This is a genomic window from Rhodococcus sp. NPDC127527, from assembly GCF_042672245.1.
Classification (GTDB): Bacteria; Actinomycetota; Actinomycetes; order Mycobacteriales; family Mycobacteriaceae; genus Rhodococcus_G.
This window is the reverse complement of the sequence record NZ_JBHXVP010000022.1, coordinates 1-19,824: the sequence shown is the minus strand read 5'-3', so window position 1 is coordinate 19,824 and position 19,824 is coordinate 1. Positions and strand designations below refer to the sequence as shown.

The following is a 19,824-nucleotide window of genomic DNA, read 5'->3' as shown; positions in this document are numbered from 1 at the left end:
CCCGGGGCGGCGGGAAATCCTGCGGATCGAATCCCGAACGGCCGTCGAGTGGATCGTCGGTGTTCGGATACGCTCCCTACCCATGGCCGGGACAACACAGACCAGACAGGGCGATGCCACCCGCAACCGGCTGGTCAAGACCGCCGAACGATTGTTCGCCGCTCAGGGGGTCGACGCGGTGTCGGTTCGAGCGGTCAACGCGGCCGCCGGTCAAGGCCCGGCAGCCGTGCACTACCACTTCGGCTCCAAGGAAGACCTCCTGGCGGCCGTCCTTCTCGATCTCGGCGCCGACCTGTCGCGGCAGATCGGCGCGAATGTCGACACCCTCGCCGCGGCGCGGAAGGCCCCCACCCTGGGCGAGGTGGTCCGAGCCCTCACCGATCCGTATCTCGACCTTCTCCTCAAGCACCGGGTGCGGGGGATTCGTTGGGTGAAGATCGTCGTCCAGGTCTCACGTGAAGGCAGGCCTGCGGTCACTTCCACTGGTCAGGACGAACTTTCGATCCGGCTTCGTGAACAGGTGCGGCGGGCCCTCCCGGACACCGCCGCGGATCGAATCGATCGCCGATGGCCGATCGCCGTGATGAGCTTCCTGCAGTCGCTCAGCCGGGTCGACGACTGGGCGGTCGGTGGAGCCAAGGTCACCGAAGCCGAACTCGTCGAGTACTACGAGGACCTGGTCACCTTCGTCACCGGCGGGGCCGAGCGAATGCTGTCCTGAGTGCGTGGTGCATGTCGTCGCGCGTGCGGTCCGAGACGGTGGGGCCCGGGATCGCGTTGGAGCCGTGGAAGGTCCCCGGCCGGTGATGCAATTCGACCGGTACCCCGGCACGGATCAGGCGAAGCGCATAGTCGAGGGCCTCGTCGCGCAGCGGGTCCAGTTCGCAGGCGGAAATCCACGCGGGAGGCAGACCGGCCAGGTTCTCGGCGCGGGCCGGGGCCGCGTACGGGGAGGGCTCGGATCGCGCCTCGCCGAGATAGAAGCTCCATGCGAGGGCAGCCTGGGCGCCGGTCCACAGTGGCGTGTCCGTGAACTCCCGGATCGAATCGGTTTCCATCCGGTCGTCGAGCATCGGATTGTCCAGTAGCTGACAGGCCAGGGTCGGGCCCTTCTCGTCACGTATCCGCAGGGCGAGGCCCGCCGCGAGGCCGGCGCCGGCGCTGACGCCACCGATCGCGATGCGGGCGGGATCGACCCCCAGATCGTCCGCGTGCTCGACCACCCACGTCAGGGCGGTGTGGCCGTCGTCGAGGCCGGCGGGGAACGGATTCTCCGGTGCCAGTCGATATTCGACGCTGACGACGAGGCAGCCGACGTCCTCGGCGATGGCAACGCAGGATCGCTCGCTGCTGGCGATGTCGCCGAATACGTACCCGCCGCCGTGGAACCAGACGAGGGCGCCCATCGGGCGGGGTGCTCCTGTCGGGGTGTACAGGCGGACAGGGATGTCGGCTCCGCCGTCGCGGCCCGGAACGCGGGCGTCGCTGACCGTCATGCCGTCGGGGTGCTCCACCGCGGCCGCCAGTGTGGCGGCACGCACGCGCTGGCTTTCCCGGAAGGCGGCAGGGTCCGCGATGTCCACATGGGGCAGCGCCGGCAGCAGCGTTCGCAATTGCGGATCGATTCGATTCTGCACGGCACTCCTCGGGGAATCGGGCTGGTTGCGTCGCTGTGCCGAAGAGTAGAAGCGTGGTGGATTCGGTGAAATGCGCTCTCCCGCATACCGGGAAGGTGTCCGTCGGCCGCCTTGTCGTTGCGCGCAGGACCCGATGCGTCGAGCGGATCCCGGTCCCGTGCCTCGCGGAGACGTTGGCCCGTGCGATACAGCTCGATCAGGAGTGGGCGAAGAGCTTCGCCCGGTGCGGTCACTCGGTAGACAGTGCGGGAGGGGAACCCGGCACGGATCCCGCGTTCGACGATGCCCTCGTTCACGAGGTGGGTGAGTCGGTCGATGACCGGTCTGCCCGCCGGTCCGTTCGCTTCTCGGGCGGACCGGCGGGCCGACACACTTTTCGCGGTGACCGAGGGTCAGCGGGCCGGTTCCGCGTAGACCTCTCGTCCGTTGGCGATGTTGTCGGCGACCTCGTGCTCCCACGACTGCACCGCCCGCGTGGTGTCGACCTCGAACTCGAAGCGGTTCACCATGTCCGGCGTGATGTCCTCGACATCCACGTAGAACTGGTCGTACCAGCGCCGGAGTTGGTACACCGGACCGTCCTCCTCGCAGAGGAGCGGATTGTCGATGCGCGACTTGTTCTTCCAGATCTCGACGTCCTGGAGGAACGCGACCTCGAGGCTCGTCGCGAAGGCCTCCGCGGTCTGGGTCGCCACGTCGTCGGACAGGCCGGGTACTTTCTTCACGATCGCGCCGTACTGCAGCACGAACGAGTCGGACGTCACCGGATAGTGGCAGTTGATCAGGACGCCCTCGGTGGCGTGACCGTCCGACACGAGCTTCTGCCCGTTGATCATGTAGGAGGGCCCGTAGTACGACGCCTCGGAGTCGAGGTGACCGTCGGACTTGTCGTACGCGGTGCCGAGATGGATGTCCGGACGGCCCGCCGCCCCCATGTACTGGGACGCCACGTGGCCCTGGAAGACGTTCTTGAAGTACTTCGGAAGCGCGAAATGGACGTAGAAGAAGTGCGCCATGTCCACGACGTTGTCGACCATCTCCCGGCAGTGCGTGCCCTCGATGAGGATCGAGTTCCAGCTCCAGTCGGTCCACTCGTCGGTGCCGTAGCCCTCGATCTCGGGAATCGTCACGTCGCCGGGTGGCTGGCTGCCCTGCGGGTCGTGCCAGACGTAAAGCTGCCCGTTGCGCTCGAGGGTGAGCCAGCTGCGGGTGCGTGCGAGCGGGGGGACCCGGCGCGCATAGGGGATGTCGGTGCACTTGCCGTTGCCGCCCCAGCGCCAGTCGTGGAACGGGCAGGCGATGGAGTCACCCTTGACGGTTCCCAGGGCGAGGTTGCCGCCCATGTGCCGGCAGTACGTGTCGAGCACGTTGAGCTTGCCGTCGGACTCGGACTGGAAGACCACGAGAGAGGTGCCGAAGGCCTTGATCTCGTGCGGCTTGCCGTCCCGGAAGTCCCGCAGTAGGCCCAGGCAGTGCCACCCGCGGGCAAACCGCGTCGGATTGCTGCCCGTCTCGATTACCCGAACATCGTCGCCGAATTCTGATTCCATTGATACCTCCGTGTATTACGACCGTGACGACACCACATATTTGATGTGGAGTACTCCTAGTTGCTGTGAGAACGGCGAGTGCCGGAGGAATTCCCGCCCACCGGAAACGTCTCGATCGGACGTGAGTATCGAGCGCGAGAGAAATCTGAAACGGGTGACGGTCTGACCGAGTCGAGACGCGATCGGCTTCGGCCGCCAGATGAGTTTCGATCAAAACTGCAGGACATTGGTGCAGGGTGGGGTGGTCGACATACGCGGCCGTGCTGGAAAATCCACGTGCCGACCACGTTGGGAGTTCTGCTTGTCGATCGGGTCGAGCCTTGTGCTGGACGCAATTCGCGCTTGATTCGACATTCTTTGGAACCACTTCGAGACGCCTGAACAATTGGTGCTCAAATATGACTCGACAAACCGTTGGTGGTGACGCCTGTCGGTTGTCTTGCCGCCCGGTCCGGCCGACGGCTAACCGATGTCGCTACCGCGGTTATTCACGTAACGGAGATTAAGCGCCAGCGCTTACATGTGTCAAGGGTAGGTTTTCAACCCATGACCGCCGACGCACTCCTCCTGGCCGCCGAACGGATGTTCGCCGAACACGGCGCTGATGTCCCCTTGCGCGACATCGCCAAGGCCGCAGGTCAGCGCAACAACTCTGCCGTCCAGTACTACTTCGGCGACCGGCAGGGCCTCGTGCAGGCAATCGTGGTCCGGCGACTGGCGTCGGTGGAGTCCTCGAGCGCGCGACTCCTGGCCCAGATCGATGCCCGCGACACCCATGCGCTCGTCGACGCACTCGTGACCTCGCTCCTGGACGCCTCCACGGAACAGGGTGGAACCCACTACTTCCGGTTCCTCGAGGTGATGCGCAATCACGTGAAGAGTTGGCCCGCGGACGAGGGGGGCTCGGCGTGGTCGACCATCACCGAAACTCTGGGCGAACTGCTTCCCGACGGAACGCAGCACGAGCGCAGCAGTCGGATCTCGTCGATGGCGACCACCCTGTTCGCGTTGCTGGCCGACCACGAACGCGCATCCGAGGCCGCCGATGCGCTCGGCCCCACGCGTCGGCAGATCGTCGAAATGCTCGTAGGGCTCCTGGGTGCGCCGCTGCACCCGCAGTGACATGGGGTCCAGTGGGCGTGGCTCCCAGGGACGCGACGACACGGCCCGGCGTCGCCGGAAAGAACTTCGGCGCCCGTGTCGATCCGCGACCTTCCCCGTTCGACCTGTGGATGAGAGGGTCCCAGAAAGGGGACCCGGACAACCAAGGAGACGACGGTCATGAAGTACATGCTGGTCATGCGTGCCACCGACGAGGCGTACGCGGGGATGATGAACACCGACTTCGACGCGATGCTCGAGACCATCGGGAGGTACAACGACGAGATGATCCGGGCCGGCGTGCTCGTCGCGGCGGAGGGACTCGACGACGCCGCCGAGGGCGTGGTCGTCGACCACTCCTCCGAGCAGCCGGTGATCACCGACGGCCCCTACGGCGAGACCAAGGAGCTCTTCGGCGGGTTCTACATCCTCAACGTGGCGTCGAAGGAGGAGGCCGTCGAGTGGGCCAAGCGGTCGCCGGTCACCGGCCCCGGGTTCAAGACCGAGATCCGCCGGGTCACCACGATCGACGAGTTCCCGCAGGACAACGAGTGGATCAAGAAGGAGCGCGCGTGGCGCGAAGCCACCGGCCAGCTCTGATCGGATCGAGGGTCGATGGCGGATCCAACCGGTCGTGAGGCCGTCGCCGCGGTCTGGCGGATCGAGTCCGCCCGGATCGTCGGTGCCCTCACCCGGTACACCGGCGAGTTCGCCCTGGCCGAGGACCTCGCGCAGGAGGCGCTGGCCGAGGCGCTGGTGACCTGGCCGCGCGAGGGCGTGCCCCGCAACCCCGCGGGGTGGCTGCTCACCGTCGGCCGCCGCCGCGCGATCGACGCGTTCCGCCGGCGCTCCGCCCTCGACGAGCGGTACGCCGCCCTCGCCCACCATCTGGGCGAGGGCGGCGCCGTGGCGGGGAGCACGGCGCCCGATCCGGTCCGGGAGGCCGAGGACGTGCTGTGGGACCCGGACCAGATCGACGACGACGTGCTGGCGCTGATGTTCGTCTCCTGCCATCCCGTGCTGTCGCGGGAGGCGAGGGTCGCACTCACCCTGCGGGTGGTCGGCGGTCTGACCAGCGACGAGATCGCCAGCGCGTTCCTCGTCCCCACGGCGACCGTGCAGGCCCGAATCACCCGGGCGAAGAAGACCCTCGGCGCGGCCCGGGTGCCGTTCGAGGTGCCGTCGGCGCAGGAGCGCAAGGAGCGGCTCGGCTCGGTGCTCAGCGTGGTCTACCTGATCTTCACCGAAGGCTCCTCGGCCAGCTCCGGTGGCGACCTGATCCGGCTCGACCTCGCGAGCGAGGCACAGCGTCTCGCGCGGGTGCTGGCCCGGCTGGTGCCGGACGAGCCCGAGGCTCACGGTTTGCTGGCGCTGCTCGAGCTGACCGCGGCGCGCTTCCCGGCGCGGACCGGTGCGGACGGCGAGCCGGTGCTGCTCGAGCACCAGGACCGCAGCCGCTGGGATCGTGCCGCGATCGGGCGTGGACGAGCCGCCCTGGGGCGCGCGGAACACGTCGGCCGCGGCCTGGGCGCCTACGGGCTGCAGGCCGTCATCGCCGAATGTCATGCCGTCGCGCCGTCGGTCGCCGCGACGGACTGGGAGCGCATCGTGCTCGTCTACGAGGCGCTCGGTCGGCTCGCGCCGTCACCGGTGGTGGACCTCAACCGCGCGGTGGCGGTGTCCATGGCGCAGGGACCGGCTGCGGCGTTGCCGATGGTGGACGGTCTGATGGTCTCCGGAGCGCTGCCGCACTCGCACCTGCTGCCGAGCGTTCGCGGCGAGCTGCTCACCCGGCTGGGTCGCACGGCGGAGGCTCGCGCGGAGCTGGAGCGTGCAGTTCGCTTGTGCCGCAACGAGCGTGAGCGAGGGGTGCTGCGGCGAAAGCTCGCCGATCTGCCCGCGTCCGGCGCCTGAACTCTTGACCGAATCCAGAAAGGGGGCCATTGTATTCGTGTGCCCTCGACGAGGGAAGACGCCGAGCAGCTGCGTCCGGCTGAGCTGGTCGTGGCCCGAGAACGGGTCGCGGCGTCGAAGTATGCGCAGGGCCGGCCGACGGCGCCGAATCCCGACGGTCCGGTCCGGCGTTCCCGCCGTATGATCCCCGACTTCTTGCCATCACTGGTCTCGCGACCACGTCCGTGGTCGCACTCCGTTACATCCCCGCCTGGAAGGAATGGCCGACGTGTCCAACAGCGAAAGTGAAAGCCCGGCGATTGGCTGCCCGGTTCCTCATGCACATCGACCGATGACCAACCAGGACTGGTGGCCGAATCAGCTGAACCTGCAGGTCCTCCATCAACACTCGCCCCTGTCGGACCCCATGGGTGAGGGCTTCGACTACGCGGCGGAGTTCGCGACGCTCGACGTGGACGCGCTGAAACGGGACGTCATCGAGCTGATGACGGCGTCGCAGGACTGGTGGCCGGCCGATTTCGGACACTACGGGCCGCTGTTCATCCGGATGAGCTGGCACGCTGCGGGCACCTACCGCATCGCGGACGGCCGCGGCGGTGGCGGTGAGGGCGCCCAACGCTTCGCCCCCCTCAACAGTTGGCCCGACAACGCGAGCCTCGACAAGGCGCGCCGGTTGCTCTGGCCGGTCAAGCAGAAGTACGGCCGAAAGCTCTCCTGGGCGGATCTCATCATCTTCGCCGGCAACTGCGCCTACGAGTCGATGGGGTTCGAGACGTTCGGCTTCGGTTTCGGCCGTGAGGACATCTGGGAGCCCGACGAGGTGTTCTGGGGGCCGGAGGACACCTGGCTCGGCGACGAGCGCTACAGCGGCGACCGAGAGCTCACCGGTCCCTTCGGTGCCGTGCAGATGGGCCTGATCTACGTGAATCCGGAAGGGCCCAACGGGAACCCGGACCCGCTCGCCGCGGCCGTCGACATCCGCGAGACCTTCCGCCGGATGGCGATGAACGACGTCGAGACCGCCGCACTGATCGTCGGCGGCCACACCGTCGGCAAGACACACGGCGCGGGACCGGCCGACCTCGTCGGCCCCGAGCCCGAGGCCGCGCCGATCGAGCAGCAGGGCCTCGGCTGGAAGAGCTCCTTCGGTACCGGCGTCGGTGGGGACGCGATCACCAGCGGCCTCGAGGGCACGTGGACGCCCACCCCGACCAGGTGGGACAACAGCTTCCTCGAGACCCTGTACGGCTACGAGTGGGAGAAGACCAAGAGCCCGGCCGGGGCATGGCAGTACATACCCAAGGACGGCACAGGGGCGGGCACCGTCCGCGACGCCCACGATCCGTCGAAGTCCCACAGCCCGGTGATGCTGACGACGGACCTCTCGTTGCGGCTCGACCCGGTGTACGGGCCCATCACCCGTCGCTGGCTGGACCACCCGGAGGAGCTCGCGGAGGAGTTCGCCAAGGCCTGGTACAAGCTGCTGCACCGCGACATGGGGCCGGTCTCGCGCTACCTCGGTCCGTGGGTTCCGGAGCCGCAGCTGTGGCAGGACCCGGTCCCCGCGGTCGATCACGCCCTGGTCGGGACGGATGACGTCGCGGCGCTCGAGTCCGCCGTCCTCGCGTCGGGACTGCCGATCTCCCGGTTGGTCGGGGCCGCCTGGTCCGCGGCGGCAACGTTCCGTGGCACCGACAACCGTGGTGGGGCCAACGGGGCGCGAATTCGGCTCGAGCCGCAGAAGGACTGGGAGTCGAACGAGCCGGACGGGCTGGCGGAGGTGCTGTCGACCCTCGAGCGGATCCAGCGCGAGTTCAACGAGGCGCGTTCCGACGACACGCGGATCTCGTTGGCAGACCTGATCGTGCTGGCCGGATGTGCGGCGGTCGAGCAGGCGGCGAAGGATGCCGGGTACGAAGTCACGGTGCCGTTCACGCCGGGCCGCACCGACGCCGCGCAGGAGCAGACCGACGTGGAGTCCTTCGCCGTCCTCGAGCCCCGGGCCGACGGGTTCCGCAACTACTTGCGCGAGGGGGAGAAGCTGCCCGCGGAGCGGCTACTGCTGGACAAGGCGAACCTGCTGACGCTGACGGCCCCGGAGATGACGGTTCTCGTCGGTGGCATGCGGGCCCTGAACGCCAATGTCGGGCAGTCCGGGCACGGGGTTCTCACCGATCGACCCGGGACCCTGACGAACGACTTCTTCGTGAACCTGCTCGACATGGGCACACAGTGGAAGCCGTCCGAGGCGTCCGAGAACGTGTACGAGGGCCGCGATCGCGCCACGGGCGAGGTCAAGTGGACCGCCACCGCCGTCGACCTCGTCTTCGGCTCGAACTCGCAGTTGCGCGCGCTCGTCGAGGTCTACGGCAGCGACGACGGTGCGCAGAAGTTCGTGCAGGACTTCGTGTCTGCGTGGGACAAGGTGATGAACCTCGACCGCTTCGACCTCGCCTGACGACCCGGTGGTCGGTGCCCTGCCGAGATCAGCCCTCGGCAGGCATCGACGGCCCCGCGAGGGCGCCGTCGACACCGGCGTCCTGCACCGAACGGATCAGGGCGCGGGTGAGCACCGAGCCCGGTTCGACCGCGTCGGTCACGAGCGAGATCCGAGCGGTGACGGCCGGTGCGTCCAGTCGTAGCACCCTCGTGCCGGCAGGCGGGCGCAGGCTGCGGAGCCAGGTCCGCGGCACGATGCTCGCCCAACGTCCGGTGTCGATGTGAGCGAGAAGCGTTGCAATGGAATCGGTTTCCAGTTGAGGGCTCACCTCGAGGTCCTGTGTCGTGAGTGCCTCGTCGATGAGTTGGCGCCCACGCATGCCCTTGTTCAGCAGGCACATCGGCAGCTCGAGTGCCTCCGCCCAGCCGATGGTGTCCGATCGGCCGGCGAGTAGGTCCCTGCCAGCGACGAGTACGTGCCGCTCCTCGTACAGCGGGGTGACGACCAGGCCCGCGGTGTTCAGCCCGCCGTCGTAGACGATCCCGGCGTCGAGTTCGAATCGGCGGACGCGTTCGACGATGTCCGCCGAGCGCAGGCTCGTCTCGAGCTGTACGCGAACCAGCGGGTGTTCGGCGCAGAACGGGTCGGTGATCACGGCGACGGTGGTCGCGGCGGCCGGGATCACCCCGAGCCGGAGCTCGCCGGTGAGGCCGGTCTGCAGCGCTGCGACCTCGTGCTCGAGCGCATCGCGGTCGGCCAGGATGCGCCGCGCCCACAGCACCAGCCGCTCGCCCTCGGGAGTCAGGCCTTCGAAGGCGTGCCCGCGCCGGACCAGCGGAACCTTCAACTCCTGTTCGAGTTTGCGGATCGCCTCCGACAGTGCCGGTTGGGTTACGTAGCAGGCGGCCGCGGCGCGCGCGAAGTGTCGTTCCCGAGCGAGCGCCACGAAGTACTCGAGTTGGCGGAACAGCATGGTCCATTCGACCACGCCGGGTATCTGGAGCAGCTCCATTCTGTCGGTGCACACCGCTTCGCCGCCGTGATCGGACCGAGTGGATCCGGCGTCATCGGGGATACGATTGTTGGACTTGCTTCTGTGTGGATCACGGGAAGAAGGATGACGGCGACCTCGCGCCCTTCGACCACCGCTACTCGCGCCTGTCGCGTCGCGGACGCCAGCACGCATCTCGGCGATGCGGCGAGCACGGCCGGACAAGCGCGTCGCCCCTGCAGTCGGCAGCCCTCGGTGACTCGGATTCGGGCACCGGAGTGGAAGCCCCGGGTTCGACGAAAGGAAATCCGATGTTCACCTGCACAGCTTTCGGTCGGATCGCCGCGCTGACGGCGGTGGTCGGCGCGGCGATGCTGGCGGTTCCGGCCGCCGCGTCGGCCAGCCCCGTCGCCTTCGTGCCGTCCTCGATATCGAGCTGCGCGCCAGGGGAGTGGCTCACGTTCACGGCCGAGCGGGTGGCACCCGACCGAATCAGCTATGCGACCGCTGCGCCGCTGTCCAAGTGGAACGGTGCCGTCGTCCAGTGGACGAGCCTCACCACCGGGTCCCAGGGCTTCGCGTTCGTCAATGCGCCGATGCCGGCGACCGTCGGCACGGGCCCCGTCGTGAGCATGTTGGCCGGTCTGCTGCCGTGCTCGGTGTCCTCGGGGGTGGTCATCTCCTGACGGGCGCCCGGTCCGCGCCTATCCGCCTGCGAACTTCTCGGCGGTGCCCAGGTCCACGGGCAGTGCGATTCCGGTGATGCCGCGTCCGGTGTCGCCGACCAGGTACAGCACGGCATCCGCGATCGCCTCGGCCTCGACCCAGGGCTGGGGGAGCAGGTTGAGCTTCTGCATGATCTCGGCCGTGTCGTCGAGCACCGGATGCTCGAGGTCCGGGCGGAACCCGCGCACCATCGCCTCGTTGTCGATCATGGTCGTCCGGACATTGCCGGGATGAACCGAGTTCACCCGAATGTTCGCCCACGCCAGCTCGTTTGCCAGCGACTTCGCCATCCCCCGGACGGCGTGCTTGGCGGTGGAGTAGTGCACGATGCCGGGGACTCCGCGCAGTCCCGCCATCGAACTGATCAGCACGACGGAACCGCCGCGGTTGCCTGCCATCATGTGCGGGATCGCGACCTTGGTGGTCTGCCAGACGCCCGTGACGTTGATGTCCATCATCTCGCGGAACTCGTCGGGGGTGAGGTCCCAGGACAGCTTCGGCGACGCGGCGATGCCGGCGTTGGCGACGACGATGTCGAGACGGCCGAAGCGTTCGACGCCCGCGTCCACGGCCTTCTGCAGCGAATCGAGGTCGCGGGTGTCGGCGACCGTCGCGACGATGCCGCGGCCCTGGGCCTCCACCAGCGCCACCGTCTCGGCGAGGTCGGCCTCGGTCGCCATGTCGTATCCCGCGGTCGCCACGGGTGCGCAGCGGTCGACCGCGATGATGTCGGCCCCCTCCGCGGCCATCTTCACCGCGTGCGCGCGTCCCTGACCGCGCGCCGCACCGGTGATGAACGCGACCTGGCCGGTGAGCTTGTCCATCGTTCTCCTCAACTCGTCCGAAACTGAAGCGCCTTCATCATCTATTGCGGACGGGATCCGGGAGGCGTTTCGCGGTAGCGGCCCGGTCTGCTCTCGGGGCTAGGATGACGAGGAGGTCTGCCCAGCGGGTCACTGCTCCAGCAGCGCGGTGCCCGAACCCTGGCACTGGAGCGGTGATGTCGAACATGTGCGACGTCCAGGAGGAACGCGCGCCGAGCCGACGCGCCGGCCGCATCGTCGCGCTCGGGGCGTGCGTCGCGCTCCTCGTCGCGGGCTGTTCCCGCACGTCCGGCCCGACGACCGTGGAGACATCGCACGGTTCACCGTCCGGCTCGGTGACTGTGACCGGCGCGGCGCCGACGGGCTCGGCGCTGAACCGGATCGATCCGGTCGCTCTCCAGGCGGCGGTGGACGCCGCGGCCAAGGAGTTGCTCGTGCCCGGCGCGGTGGTGCAGCTGCGGACGCCGCAGGGGAGTTTCGACGCGGCGGTCGGCACCGGCGAGCTCAACACGCAGACGACGCCGGACGCCCGCACTCACTTCCGCATGGCCTCGAACACCAAGACCATGACGTCCGCGGTGATCGTGCTGTTGGTTCAGGACGGCAAGCTCCGGTTCAGCGACCCGGTGTCCGCCTATCTCCCGGAGGTGCCGGGCGGCGAGAACATCACTGTCGCACAGCTGTTGACGATGCGCAGCGGGTTGTACAGCTACACCAATGCGCCCGAGTTGGCGGCCACGCTGGATGCCGACCCGACGAAGGCCTGGACGTCTCGGGAGATCTTGGACATCGCGTTCGCGCACCCGCCGGACTCCCCGCCCGGCACGGTGTACGAGTACAACAACACGAACTACGCACTGCTGGGCCTGATCGCCGAGAAGGTCGACGGGCGGTCGCTGGCCGAGCAATTCCAGGATCGGCTGTTCGGGCCGCTCGGACTGCAGCAGACGTCGCTTCCCGCCGCGGACGACTACACCGTCCCGGATCGCTACGCGCACGGCTACATGTACGGCGACTCGTCCTACGCGTTGACCGACAAGCCGTACCCCGCCGACGTGCAGGCCGCCGCGCGGAACGGGACACTCCAGCCCCGCGACTACACCAACCAGAACCCCTCGTACGCCACCGCCGCCGGCGGCGGCATTTCCACGGCGGACGACCTGGCGGTGTGGATCCGAGCACTGGTGTCGGGCAAGGTGTTCAGTCCGGACATCCAGCAGCAGTGGCTGCACAGCCTGCAGCCCGAGGACCCGAATGCACCCGATGGGCAGCAGTACGGATACGGAATCAGCTATCAGCGTTTCGGACCGAACGCCGCGATGTACTACCACGGCGGTGAAATGCCGGGCTTCAACTCGTTCATCGGCTACGACCCCGACAACGACGTGACCCTCGTGATATGGACGAACCTGACCCTGTCGCCCGAAGGCAAGACCACGGCGAACGCATTGCTGCCAACGGTTCTGGACGAGATCTATGCGGGGTTGGCGCTGGCGCCCGCACCGACCCCCGTCACCACCAGGTAGCGGGTCGGGCCGAAAGGTGGTCCCGGTCCGCCGCGAGATCGCTCAGGCACACGTTGTAATGCAGCATCGCGAAGGCGCTCGGGTCGTCGAGATCGTCGAGGTCCACACCCGCCTCCCGCCGCGGCGGCAGGAGCCCGGCCGGAACCTCGGTCGGTGGCTCGTCGAGTCGCGTCGTCCGGCCGGGCAGTGTGCGCCAGGACCAGAAAGCGAAGGCGAGAAAGCCCGCGAAGACAGGCCACAGGAACACGAGTAGCGACTCGGAGGCATCCCAGGACGGTGCTCCGGCCACTTGGACCAGGACGACCGAGCCGCCGATGGCAACCCCGAGCCCGATCAGAAGGCCCGTCGACGTAGAGCTCAACCGCGTCATGCCTGCATGGTAGGTGATGTGGCCGGAGGCCCCCGTGGTCATCCGACCAGGGCCGGCGTCCGGGCCCTGTCCGACGGCCAGTGCGGGTGCTCGGCGTCGATGACGAACGCGTGGGTGTGTCGGTAGAGCCGATCGCCCACGCGGTCGGCGTCGACCAGCTTCGCTGGGTCGATCGACCCGACCTCGTGCAGGTGGGTGAGCTCCGCCGGGTCGTGGCGGGGCCACATGCGCACGGCCACAGCGATTCCGACGGTCGCGATCACGGCCAGTGTCGCCCAGGTGGTGGTGAGACCGGCGGCCGAGAGCCACCCCGCGATCGGGTAGGTCAGCAGCCAGGCCAGGTGCGACAACGAGAACTGGGCGGCGAAGAGGGCGGGCCGGTCGGCGGGGTGCGCCGAGCGTCGCAGGACCTGGCCGGTCGGGGTGAGTACCGCCGCTGTGCCTGCGCCGACCGTGGCCCATACGGCGATCGCTGCGCCCCAGCGCCAGTCTCCTCCGTCGGCGACCGACAGGGCGACGGCCGATCCGAGGCCGGCGATCAGGGCGGTGGCGCCGGCCAGCATCACCGGCCGGGCGCCGAGCCGGTCCAGGACCCGTGGCAGCGACAGCGCGACGAGCATCGTGCCGAACCCGTTCGCGGCCAACAGCATCGCCACTCCGGACTGGGTGCCGCCGAGCATGTCGCGGACGTAGTTGACGGTGTTGACCATGATCACCGATCCCGCCGCCGCGACCGCCAGGTTCAGGCCGAGCAGTCCGCGCAGCCGCGGTGTGGCGGCGAAGATCCGCATGCCCACCGTGATCCGGTCCCGGAACGTGCCCTCGGTGGTGGCGCCCGCGTCCGGAATGCGGGTCGCGATCACCAGGGCCGCCGATACCGCGAATCCGATTGCGGTGCCGACGAACAGCCAGTGGAAACTGATCAGGGTCAGAGCCACTGCGGCAAGCATCGGGCTCAGCAGGGTTTCCATCGTGGCGGCGAGCTGCGCGGCCGAGAGCGCCCTGGTGTACTCGCGCTCGTCGGGCAGGATGTCGGGGATGACCGCCTGGTAGGTCGGGGTGTATGCCGCAGAGGCGGTTTGCAGGACGGCGATCAGCACGTAGATCTGCCAGATCTGGTCGATGAACGGCAGACCCAACACGATGGCGGCTCGAATCACGTTGAGCCCGAACAGGAAGAGTCGGCGTGGGAAACGGCTGGCGTAGGCGGCCACGACCGGAGCTACCGTGACGTACACGATCATCTTGATCGTCAGCGCGGTGCCGAGCACTGCAGCGGCGTCGGCGCCGGCGAGTTCGTAGGCGAGCAGCCCCAGCGCAACGGTGGTCAAACCGGTGCCGAACAGGGACGACACCTGAGCGGTGAACAGTCGCAGATAGTCGGGACGGGTGAAGAGTGAGGTGATCATCGGCTTTCGCATCGCGAATGCCTCCTTCGAGTGAGCGGGCGGGGGTGGCGAGCGGGTACGGAGACAACGGCAGTCAGACATGGGTTCTCCTCGGGGTCGGGGCGGCTTCAGTGCCGACGGGCGGCGTGGAGGGTGAACGCGGCGGTGTGGACGGTGTCACCGTGCTTGAAATCGAGGAAGAGTCGATAGGTACCGGCGCCGGGCACGGCGGTGTGGAAGGTGATGTCGGGACCGGGAGCGGTGACGCCGTCGCCAGGTTCGCCGTTCGGGTGGACGTGGACGTAGGCCAGGTCGCCCGCGCGGAGGATCACCAGGTGGCCGAAAGCGGCCAGATACGGCTGCAGATCGGTGACGGGTCGGCCGTCCTTGCGCACGGTGAGGGTCAACAGATCGCCTTCTCCGGGCACGAGATCCCCGTCGAGGGCCACCTCGTAGCCGTCCACGACGGCGGCGCGATTCGGGCTCGGCGTCGGCTGCGGGTCGTAGGAGCCGACGACCGCGAGATCGGCGCCGAGCGTGATGGTGTGCCCGAGCTGCGTCGGCGCGATATCGGTGAACACGCGGTAGGCGCCGGCGTCGGGGAGGTTCAGCCGCACCGACCAGGTGCCGTCGGCCGCGAGTTCGGGGTGTACATGCCAGAACCCGGTCAGTTCGCGCTGCACGACGATCAGGTGCAGGGCGCGGTCGTGGATCGGGGTGTAGTCGGTGACCGGTCGGCCGTCCGGGCCGAGGATGCGGAACCGGAAGTCGTTGTCGCCCGGCCGGGCGATGGTCTCGGCCAGATCCAGTGTGTATCCGTCCTGGGTGATCTGGAGGCCGCCCGGCGTGCCCGCGCTGTGCGCATGGTGGGCGGCGGGCGCGGTGTGCGAGTGGGCGGCGTGGGCGTGCCCGGCGTGACCTGCGGCTACGTGCTCCGTGGGCTGGTGGCCGGTGTGGTGGGCATGGGCGGTGTGGTCGGCGTGCGTGTCGTTGCTCATGGCGGTGCCTCTCGTCGTGTCGTCGGTCTGACACACAGGAACCTACATACCCCCTGGGGGTATGCGCAACCCTTTCGAGAACATGCCTTGGGTCACGCCGCTGTGTTGCCTTCGCAGGATTGCCCGGCGGCCCCCTCCGGCCCGTTCTAGGCTCTTGCCGTGACCGGCGCGGACCGCACGACCAATCCGGAAGGGGGACAGGTCAGAGCCTCGACCCTGGAGCTCTTCTTCGACCTCGTCTTCGTCTTCACCATCACCCAGTTGACCCACGTCTTCACCCACCAGCCGAGCTGGCAGGCGGTGGGGCAGGTTGCCCTGCTCTTCGGGGTGATCTGGTGGATGTACAGCGGCTACGTCTGGCTCACCAACGAGGTCGCACCGAACAGCTCCGCGCGGCGAACCTTTCTGCTGATCGGCATGTTCGGGTTCTTCGTGCTGGCGCTGGCCATTCCGGATGCCTTCCACGGCACCGGAATCGCATTCGGGATCGCCTATGTACTGGTCAATACGGTGCACACGGCGATGTTCTACGCCAACGGCGGCGCGTCGGCGGCGCTGGCCATCACGCGGCTAGCGCCGCTCAATGCCCTGTCGGCCGCGCTTGTCCTGGCCGGTGGTTTCGCCCACGACTGGATCCAATACTTTTGCTGGGCACTGGCATTCGCGGTTCAGGTGCTGAGCCCCTACCTGGTCGACACCGGCGACTTCGTGGTCCGGGCCAGTCACTTCTGCGAGCGGCACGGCCTGGTGATCATCGTCGCGATCGGCGAGTCCGTCGTCGCGATCGGGGCGGGGCTGGCGGGGGAGAACCTGACGGTCGGGCTGGTGGCGAACGTCGCGCTCGGGTTGGCGTTGGCCTATGTGCTGTGGTGGGCGTACTTCGGCATCGACGACGAGCGCGGCGAGCACGCGCTGGCCGCAGTGCCCGATCGGCGGCGGTCCACCGTCGCGGTCCTCGCCTACGGTTACGCGCTGTATCCGCTGCTGGTCGGCATCGTCATCACCGCCGCCGGTATCAAGATGAGCATCGCGCACGGCAACGAGCCCGCCTCGGCGGCCACCGCCGCCGCACTCTCCGGGGGTGTCGCGCTGTACTTCCTCGGCCAGTTCTTCTTCCGCATCGCGCTGCGCCTGCCGCGCGCGTGGTACCGGCTGGTCGCCGCGGCAGCCGTCGCCGCGACGATCCCGATCGGCGTGGCGTGGGTTGCCTGGGCCCAGCTCGCGGCCCTGGTCGGTGTCGCGTATGTCGCGGTGATCGCCGACGACCTCATCACGCTGCGCACCGGCCAGCACAGCGCGTACATCTGATCGGGTCCGCCGCGGGGCGGTCCGTCCGATCGGCGGCGGTCGCGGCGCCGATCGGACGGGCGCGGGCTACCGCCCGGGCACTACCGAGATCGTTCCCTTGCAGACGGCGTTCTGCGGATTGACGAACCACCATCCCGCGCCGGTCTGGACGGTGACGGTGAACGACACCGTGCCGGTTCCGGTCCACGTGCGGTTGATCGGGATCCCGGGCTTCTGCTGCAACGCCGCCTCGTCGCTGACGCTGTGGCCGGAGGCCCCCGTCGTCGTGTTGTGCCAGTCGACCAGCACCCGCGTGCCGTACCAGTTGATCCCGATGCTCGGGATGAGACCTCCGGGCGGCGTGGGCAGCTCGTTTCCGCCACTCAGCAGGATGGCGGGCTCCAGTGCGGATCCACCGGGGCGGAGCGACTCGCCCGACGAGGCGTTGACGTTCCAGGTGAACGACGGTGCCCAGAAGAGCGGATTCGCGCTCGAGCACGTCATCGTCGTCGAGGTCGGCGGCGCCGGCTGAGCACTCGCGACGGCGCCTCCTCCAGTCGCCACCGCCGTCCCCAGTCCGACGGTCGCCAGTGCCGCAGCGCCTGCACGGCGCAACATCAGTTTGCTCATGATCGCTCCCCTGTTATCCGATACCACGAGAATTGAGATGTTCGCTATATCTTCTTACTCGGCGATACTAAACAAACTGTTACAAAACGCGCGATCTGGGCGGCGCACTCGCGCAATCACTCTCGGCAATTCCTGCCGCGCCGGACGGGCCCTCCCCAAGGGGGGAGAGGGCCCGCCAGGTCCGGTGGATCAGGCGATCGCGGGGAGCTGAACGACCTGTCCGGCGTACGCCAGTCCGGCGCCGAAGCCGAGCAGCAACGCGGTGTCACCGGGCTTGGCACCGCCGGACCGAAGGAGCTGTTCCATCGCCATCGGGATCGATGCCGCGCTGGTGTTGCCGGACTCGACGATGTCGCGAGCGACCGCGACGGTGTCGGGCAGCCCCAGCGTCCGGATCAGCGCATCGGTGATGCGGCTGTTGGCCTGGTGCGGCACGAAGGCGTCCAGGTCGTCGGCCGTGACTCCGGACTTCTCCAAGGCGTCGCGGCACGCCTTCTCCAGGAAGGTGACCGCCCAGCGGAACACGGCCTGACCGTTCATCCGGATGTACGGCCGCTCCGTGCTGCCCCCGCTGGCTTCGGCGGCCGCGACCTCGGCGAAGTACTCCTTGAAGTCCTTGTCCTGCTTGATCGCCGTGGTCTGGCTTCCGTCGGAGCCCCACGCCACCGGGCCGATTCCCTCGACGTCCGATGGGCCCACCACGACCGCGCCGGCCCCGTCGGCGAAGATGAACGCGCAGGTCCGGTCGGTCGGATCGAGCAGGTCGGACAGTCGTTCCACGCCGATCACCAGGACGTGCCGGGCCTGCCCAGCGCGAACGAGGCTCGCGGCGTTGCCGAGCGCGTAGCAGAAGCCCGCGCACCCGGCGGAGATGTCGTACGCGGCGGTGTCGTGCATGCCGAGTTCGGTGGCCACCACCGCGCCTGCCGACGGGCCCAGCACCATCTGTGACGAGGTGGCCAGCACGACGGCGTCGATCTGCTCGGCCACGAGGCCCGCGGCGGCGAGCGCATCCCGGGCGGCCGCGACGCTCATGGAGACGATGGTCTCGTCGGGATCGGCCCAGTGGCGGGCCGTGATGCCGGAACGGGTCCGGATCCACTCGTCGGTGGAGTCGATCCGGTCGACGATCTCGGCATTGGGGACGACGCGGCGGGGCCGGTACACCCCGAGACCCAGCAGGGCCGCATGGGCGACGGGACTGGCGGTGGCGATTGGGGCGGGCACAGCATCCTCCTCATGTGGACCGATCGGTCCATATGATGTAGATCTAACATGAACCGATCGGTCCACACAAGGTTTCGGAGGGACCCGCATGACCACGGCACGCCCACGCGCTCGACTCCTCGCGAGCACGATCGCCATCGTGCAGGAGCTCGGGGTGAACGCGGCCGGGCTCACTGAGCTGCTCAAACGCAGCAACGCGTCGCGCAACTCGTTGTACCAGCACTTCCCGGCTGGCAAGGGCCAGTTGGTGGAGACCGCCACCCGGATCGTGTCGAGATTGGTGTACTCGCACCTGAACGCGATGTCGGAGAAGCTGGCGAGCGCGCCGGCGGTGGAGCCGTGGCTTGACGAGCTCTTCGCATTCTGGCGCGAGCCGCTCGAGTCCAGCGAGTACCGGCTGGGCTCGTTCATGATGGCGGCCGCGCTGGACGAGCAGGATCCGGCGGTGCAGTCCGCAGCCGGCCAGGCGTTCACCGACTGGACCGCCCGGCTCGCCGAGGGCATGGTCGCGGCAGGAATCGAGGAGACGACAGCGCGCTCGATGGCAGGGCTGTTGTTGTCGGTGATCGAGGGCGCCATCGTGCAGAGCCGTGCGTTCGAGTCGAGCCAGCCCTTCGTGGATGCGCGCGCCCAGCTCGGCGTCCTGCTCGGTCATCACCTCGACCGCAGCTGAGCTGACGACTGGTCGCCCGACCGCGGGGAATCTCGGGCACCGGCGGTGCGAGCGTTCCGGTTGGAGCTTCCCCGCGGCATGGGGACGACGCCGCTGTCCTGCGTCGATCCGCCCGCTCAGGCGAGCTGGATCAGTTCCAGGTACTCCTGCGACCAGTGGTCCTCGGTGCCGTCGGGCAGCAGGATGACCCGCTCGGGGTTGAGGGCCTCGGCGGCGCCGGGGTCGTGCGTGACCAGCACGACCGCGCCCTTGTAGCTGCGCAGCGCGTCGAGGACCTGCTCGCGTGAGATCGGGTCGAGGTTGTTCGTCGGCTCGTCGAGCAGCAGCACGTTGGCCGCCGAGGACACCAGGCCGGCCAACGCCAGCCGGGTCTTCTCACCGCCGGACAGGGTGCCGGCCGGCTGTTCGAGCTGCGGTCCGGTGAACATGAACGCACCGAGCAGCGAGCGCAGTTCCTGCTCCCCGGTGTCCGGCGCGGCGTGCCGGATGTTCTCCCACACGGTGGCGTCGTCGTCGAGGGTGTCGTGCTCCTGCGCGAAGTA

At 68.4% G+C, this 19,824-nt stretch carries 20 protein-coding genes; 9 read left to right on the top strand and 11 right to left on the bottom strand.

The genetic code is table 11. The annotated features are described in order from the left end of the window. The first annotated feature begins 82 nt into the window (after window positions 1-82). A complete protein-coding gene (locus tag ACFVH2_RS23900; RefSeq protein WP_378428524.1) occupies window positions 83-721 on the top strand; it encodes a TetR/AcrR family transcriptional regulator in 639 nt (212 codons plus the stop codon). Here the strand turns inward: ACFVH2_RS23900 and ACFVH2_RS23895 are convergent. From ACFVH2_RS23895 to ACFVH2_RS23885, 3 genes are read right to left on the bottom strand one after another with little or no spacing between them, the layout of a single operon-like run. Then, window positions 690-1,583, bottom strand: coding sequence for an alpha/beta hydrolase (locus ACFVH2_RS23895; protein WP_378428532.1), 894 nt, complete (start codon window positions 1,581-1,583; stop codon window positions 690-692). The two genes, ACFVH2_RS23900 and ACFVH2_RS23895, sit on opposite strands and share 32 nt — an antisense overlap. Further along, window positions 1,493-2,008, bottom strand: a complete 516-nt coding sequence (locus ACFVH2_RS23890; RefSeq protein WP_378428522.1) for a winged helix-turn-helix transcriptional regulator — start codon at window positions 2,006-2,008, stop codon at window positions 1,493-1,495. The genes ACFVH2_RS23895 and ACFVH2_RS23890 overlap by 91 nt, the downstream gene beginning before the upstream one ends. Window positions 2,009-2,029: 21 nt before the next feature. Beyond that, window positions 2,030-3,187, bottom strand: a complete 1,158-nt coding sequence (locus ACFVH2_RS23885; protein WP_378428521.1) for a Rieske 2Fe-2S domain-containing protein — start codon at window positions 3,185-3,187, stop codon at window positions 2,030-2,032. A 546-nt stretch (window positions 3,188-3,733) separates the two neighbouring features. On the opposite strand from ACFVH2_RS23885, the gene ACFVH2_RS23880 reads away from it, so the two are divergent. The 4 genes from ACFVH2_RS23880 (at window position 3,734) to katG (ending at window position 8,660) form a co-directional block, all read left to right on the top strand. Continuing rightward, window positions 3,734-4,309 carry a TetR/AcrR family transcriptional regulator gene (locus tag ACFVH2_RS23880; RefSeq protein ID WP_378428519.1) on the top strand — a complete coding sequence of 192 codons (576 nt, stop codon included), beginning with the start codon at window positions 3,734-3,736 and terminating at the stop codon, window positions 4,307-4,309. A gap of 159 nt (window positions 4,310-4,468) precedes the next feature. Then, complete coding sequence (locus tag ACFVH2_RS23875) at window positions 4,469-4,888, top strand: YciI family protein (RefSeq protein ID WP_378428518.1); 420 nt, start codon at window positions 4,469-4,471, stop codon at window positions 4,886-4,888. A gap of 15 nt (window positions 4,889-4,903) precedes the next feature. Further along, window positions 4,904-6,202: an RNA polymerase sigma factor gene (locus ACFVH2_RS23870; RefSeq protein WP_378428516.1), complete on the top strand. Its 1,299-nt coding sequence runs from the start codon at window positions 4,904-4,906 to the stop codon at window positions 6,200-6,202. A 259-nt stretch (window positions 6,203-6,461) separates the two neighbouring features. Further along, the gene (katG, locus tag ACFVH2_RS23865) at window positions 6,462-8,660 is read left to right on the top strand and encodes a catalase/peroxidase HPI (RefSeq protein ID WP_378428514.1); all 2,199 of its coding nucleotides are present in this window, start codon (window positions 6,462-6,464) and stop codon (window positions 8,658-8,660) included. A 28-nt stretch (window positions 8,661-8,688) separates the two neighbouring features. Here katG and ACFVH2_RS23860 read toward each other — a convergent pair whose 3' ends face one another. Then, window positions 8,689-9,615: a LysR family transcriptional regulator gene (locus ACFVH2_RS23860; protein ID WP_378428530.1), complete on the bottom strand. Its 927-nt coding sequence runs from the start codon at window positions 9,613-9,615 to the stop codon at window positions 8,689-8,691. Between the two features lie 329 nt (window positions 9,616-9,944). On the opposite strand from ACFVH2_RS23860, the gene ACFVH2_RS23855 reads away from it, so the two are divergent. Next, window positions 9,945-10,319, top strand: a complete 375-nt coding sequence (locus ACFVH2_RS23855) for a hypothetical protein (RefSeq protein ID WP_378428512.1) — start codon at window positions 9,945-9,947, stop codon at window positions 10,317-10,319. A gap of 18 nt (window positions 10,320-10,337) precedes the next feature. Here ACFVH2_RS23855 and ACFVH2_RS23850 read toward each other — a convergent pair whose 3' ends face one another. Beyond that, entirely contained in the window at window positions 10,338-11,183 is an 846-nt protein-coding gene (locus ACFVH2_RS23850; protein WP_378428510.1) for a mycofactocin-coupled SDR family oxidoreductase, read from the bottom strand. A 176-nt stretch (window positions 11,184-11,359) separates the two neighbouring features. On the opposite strand from ACFVH2_RS23850, the gene ACFVH2_RS23845 reads away from it, so the two are divergent. Then, window positions 11,360-12,709, top strand: a complete 1,350-nt coding sequence (locus ACFVH2_RS23845) for a serine hydrolase domain-containing protein (protein ID WP_378428508.1) — start codon at window positions 11,360-11,362, stop codon at window positions 12,707-12,709. Here ACFVH2_RS23845 and ACFVH2_RS23840 read toward each other — a convergent pair. The 3 genes from ACFVH2_RS23840 to ACFVH2_RS23830 all read right to left on the bottom strand — a co-directional run bounded on the left by ACFVH2_RS23840 (window position 12,696) and on the right by ACFVH2_RS23830 (window position 15,465). Continuing rightward, a complete protein-coding gene (locus tag ACFVH2_RS23840) occupies window positions 12,696-13,079 on the bottom strand; it encodes a hypothetical protein (protein ID WP_378428506.1) in 384 nt (127 codons plus the stop codon). The two genes, ACFVH2_RS23845 and ACFVH2_RS23840, sit on opposite strands and share 14 nt — an antisense overlap. A 38-nt stretch (window positions 13,080-13,117) precedes the next feature. Next, window positions 13,118-14,488 (bottom strand): MFS transporter, encoded by a 1,371-nt coding sequence (locus tag ACFVH2_RS23835; RefSeq protein WP_378428528.1) that lies wholly within the window; start codon window positions 14,486-14,488, stop codon window positions 13,118-13,120. Window positions 14,489-14,595: 107 nt separating this feature from the next. Then, window positions 14,596-15,465, bottom strand: a complete 870-nt coding sequence (locus tag ACFVH2_RS23830) for a hypothetical protein (protein ID WP_378428505.1) — start codon at window positions 15,463-15,465, stop codon at window positions 14,596-14,598. Window positions 15,466-15,624: 159 nt separating this feature from the next. Here ACFVH2_RS23830 and ACFVH2_RS23825 point away from each other — a divergent pair, with 159 nt between their 5' ends. Beyond that, a complete protein-coding gene (locus ACFVH2_RS23825) occupies window positions 15,625-16,773 on the top strand; it encodes a low temperature requirement protein A (RefSeq protein WP_378475733.1) in 1,149 nt (382 codons plus the stop codon). Between the two features lie 66 nt (window positions 16,774-16,839). Here the strand turns inward: ACFVH2_RS23825 and ACFVH2_RS23820 are convergent, their stop codons facing one another. Both ACFVH2_RS23820 and ACFVH2_RS23815 read right to left on the bottom strand, forming a co-directional pair. After that, entirely contained in the window at window positions 16,840-17,382 is a 543-nt protein-coding gene (locus tag ACFVH2_RS23820) for a hypothetical protein (protein WP_378428716.1), read from the bottom strand. A gap of 189 nt (window positions 17,383-17,571) precedes the next feature. Then, entirely contained in the window at window positions 17,572-18,609 is a 1,038-nt protein-coding gene (locus ACFVH2_RS23815; protein ID WP_378428714.1) for a beta-ketoacyl-ACP synthase III, read from the bottom strand. Between the two features lie 88 nt (window positions 18,610-18,697). On the opposite strand from ACFVH2_RS23815, the gene ACFVH2_RS23810 reads away from it, so the two are divergent. Further along, entirely contained in the window at window positions 18,698-19,282 is a 585-nt protein-coding gene (locus ACFVH2_RS23810; protein ID WP_378428712.1) for a TetR/AcrR family transcriptional regulator, read from the top strand. 116 nt (window positions 19,283-19,398) lie between these two features. Here the strand turns inward: ACFVH2_RS23810 and ACFVH2_RS23805 are convergent. Then, the coding region (locus tag ACFVH2_RS23805) for an ATP-binding cassette domain-containing protein (RefSeq protein ID WP_378428709.1) at window positions 19,399-19,824 on the bottom strand (426 nt) is incomplete at its 5' end.

Excerpts from the sequence above, each read along its gene's own strand:
- ACFVH2_RS23900 (WP_378428524.1), top strand. The coding sequence starts at position 83 with ATGGCCGGGACAACACAGACCAGACAGGGCGATGCCACCCGCAACCGG.
- ACFVH2_RS23885 (WP_378428521.1), bottom strand. The coding sequence starts at position 3,187 with ATGGAATCAGAATTCGGCGACGATGTTCGGGTAATCGAGACGGGCAGC.
- ACFVH2_RS23880 (WP_378428519.1), top strand. The coding sequence starts at position 3,734 with ATGACCGCCGACGCACTCCTCCTGGCCGCCGAACGGATGTTCGCCGAA.
- ACFVH2_RS23875 (WP_378428518.1), top strand. The coding sequence starts at position 4,469 with ATGAAGTACATGCTGGTCATGCGTGCCACCGACGAGGCGTACGCGGGG.
- ACFVH2_RS23870 (WP_378428516.1), top strand. The coding sequence starts at position 4,904 with ATGGCGGATCCAACCGGTCGTGAGGCCGTCGCCGCGGTCTGGCGGATC.
- katG (WP_378428514.1), top strand. The coding sequence starts at position 6,462 with ATGGCCGACGTGTCCAACAGCGAAAGTGAAAGCCCGGCGATTGGCTGC.
- ACFVH2_RS23860 (WP_378428530.1), bottom strand. The coding sequence starts at position 9,615 with ATGCTGTTCCGCCAACTCGAGTACTTCGTGGCGCTCGCTCGGGAACGA.
- ACFVH2_RS23855 (WP_378428512.1), top strand. The coding sequence starts at position 9,945 with ATGTTCACCTGCACAGCTTTCGGTCGGATCGCCGCGCTGACGGCGGTG.
- ACFVH2_RS23850 (WP_378428510.1), bottom strand. The coding sequence starts at position 11,183 with ATGGACAAGCTCACCGGCCAGGTCGCGTTCATCACCGGTGCGGCGCGC.
- ACFVH2_RS23845 (WP_378428508.1), top strand. The coding sequence starts at position 11,360 with ATGTCGAACATGTGCGACGTCCAGGAGGAACGCGCGCCGAGCCGACGC.
- ACFVH2_RS23840 (WP_378428506.1), bottom strand. The coding sequence starts at position 13,079 with ATGACGCGGTTGAGCTCTACGTCGACGGGCCTTCTGATCGGGCTCGGG.
- ACFVH2_RS23835 (WP_378428528.1), bottom strand. The coding sequence starts at position 14,488 with ATGATCACCTCACTCTTCACCCGTCCCGACTATCTGCGACTGTTCACC.
- ACFVH2_RS23830 (WP_378428505.1), bottom strand. The coding sequence starts at position 15,465 with ATGAGCAACGACACGCACGCCGACCACACCGCCCATGCCCACCACACC.
- ACFVH2_RS23820 (WP_378428716.1), bottom strand. The coding sequence starts at position 17,382 with ATGAGCAAACTGATGTTGCGCCGTGCAGGCGCTGCGGCACTGGCGACC.
- ACFVH2_RS23810 (WP_378428712.1), top strand. The coding sequence starts at position 18,698 with ATGACCACGGCACGCCCACGCGCTCGACTCCTCGCGAGCACGATCGCC.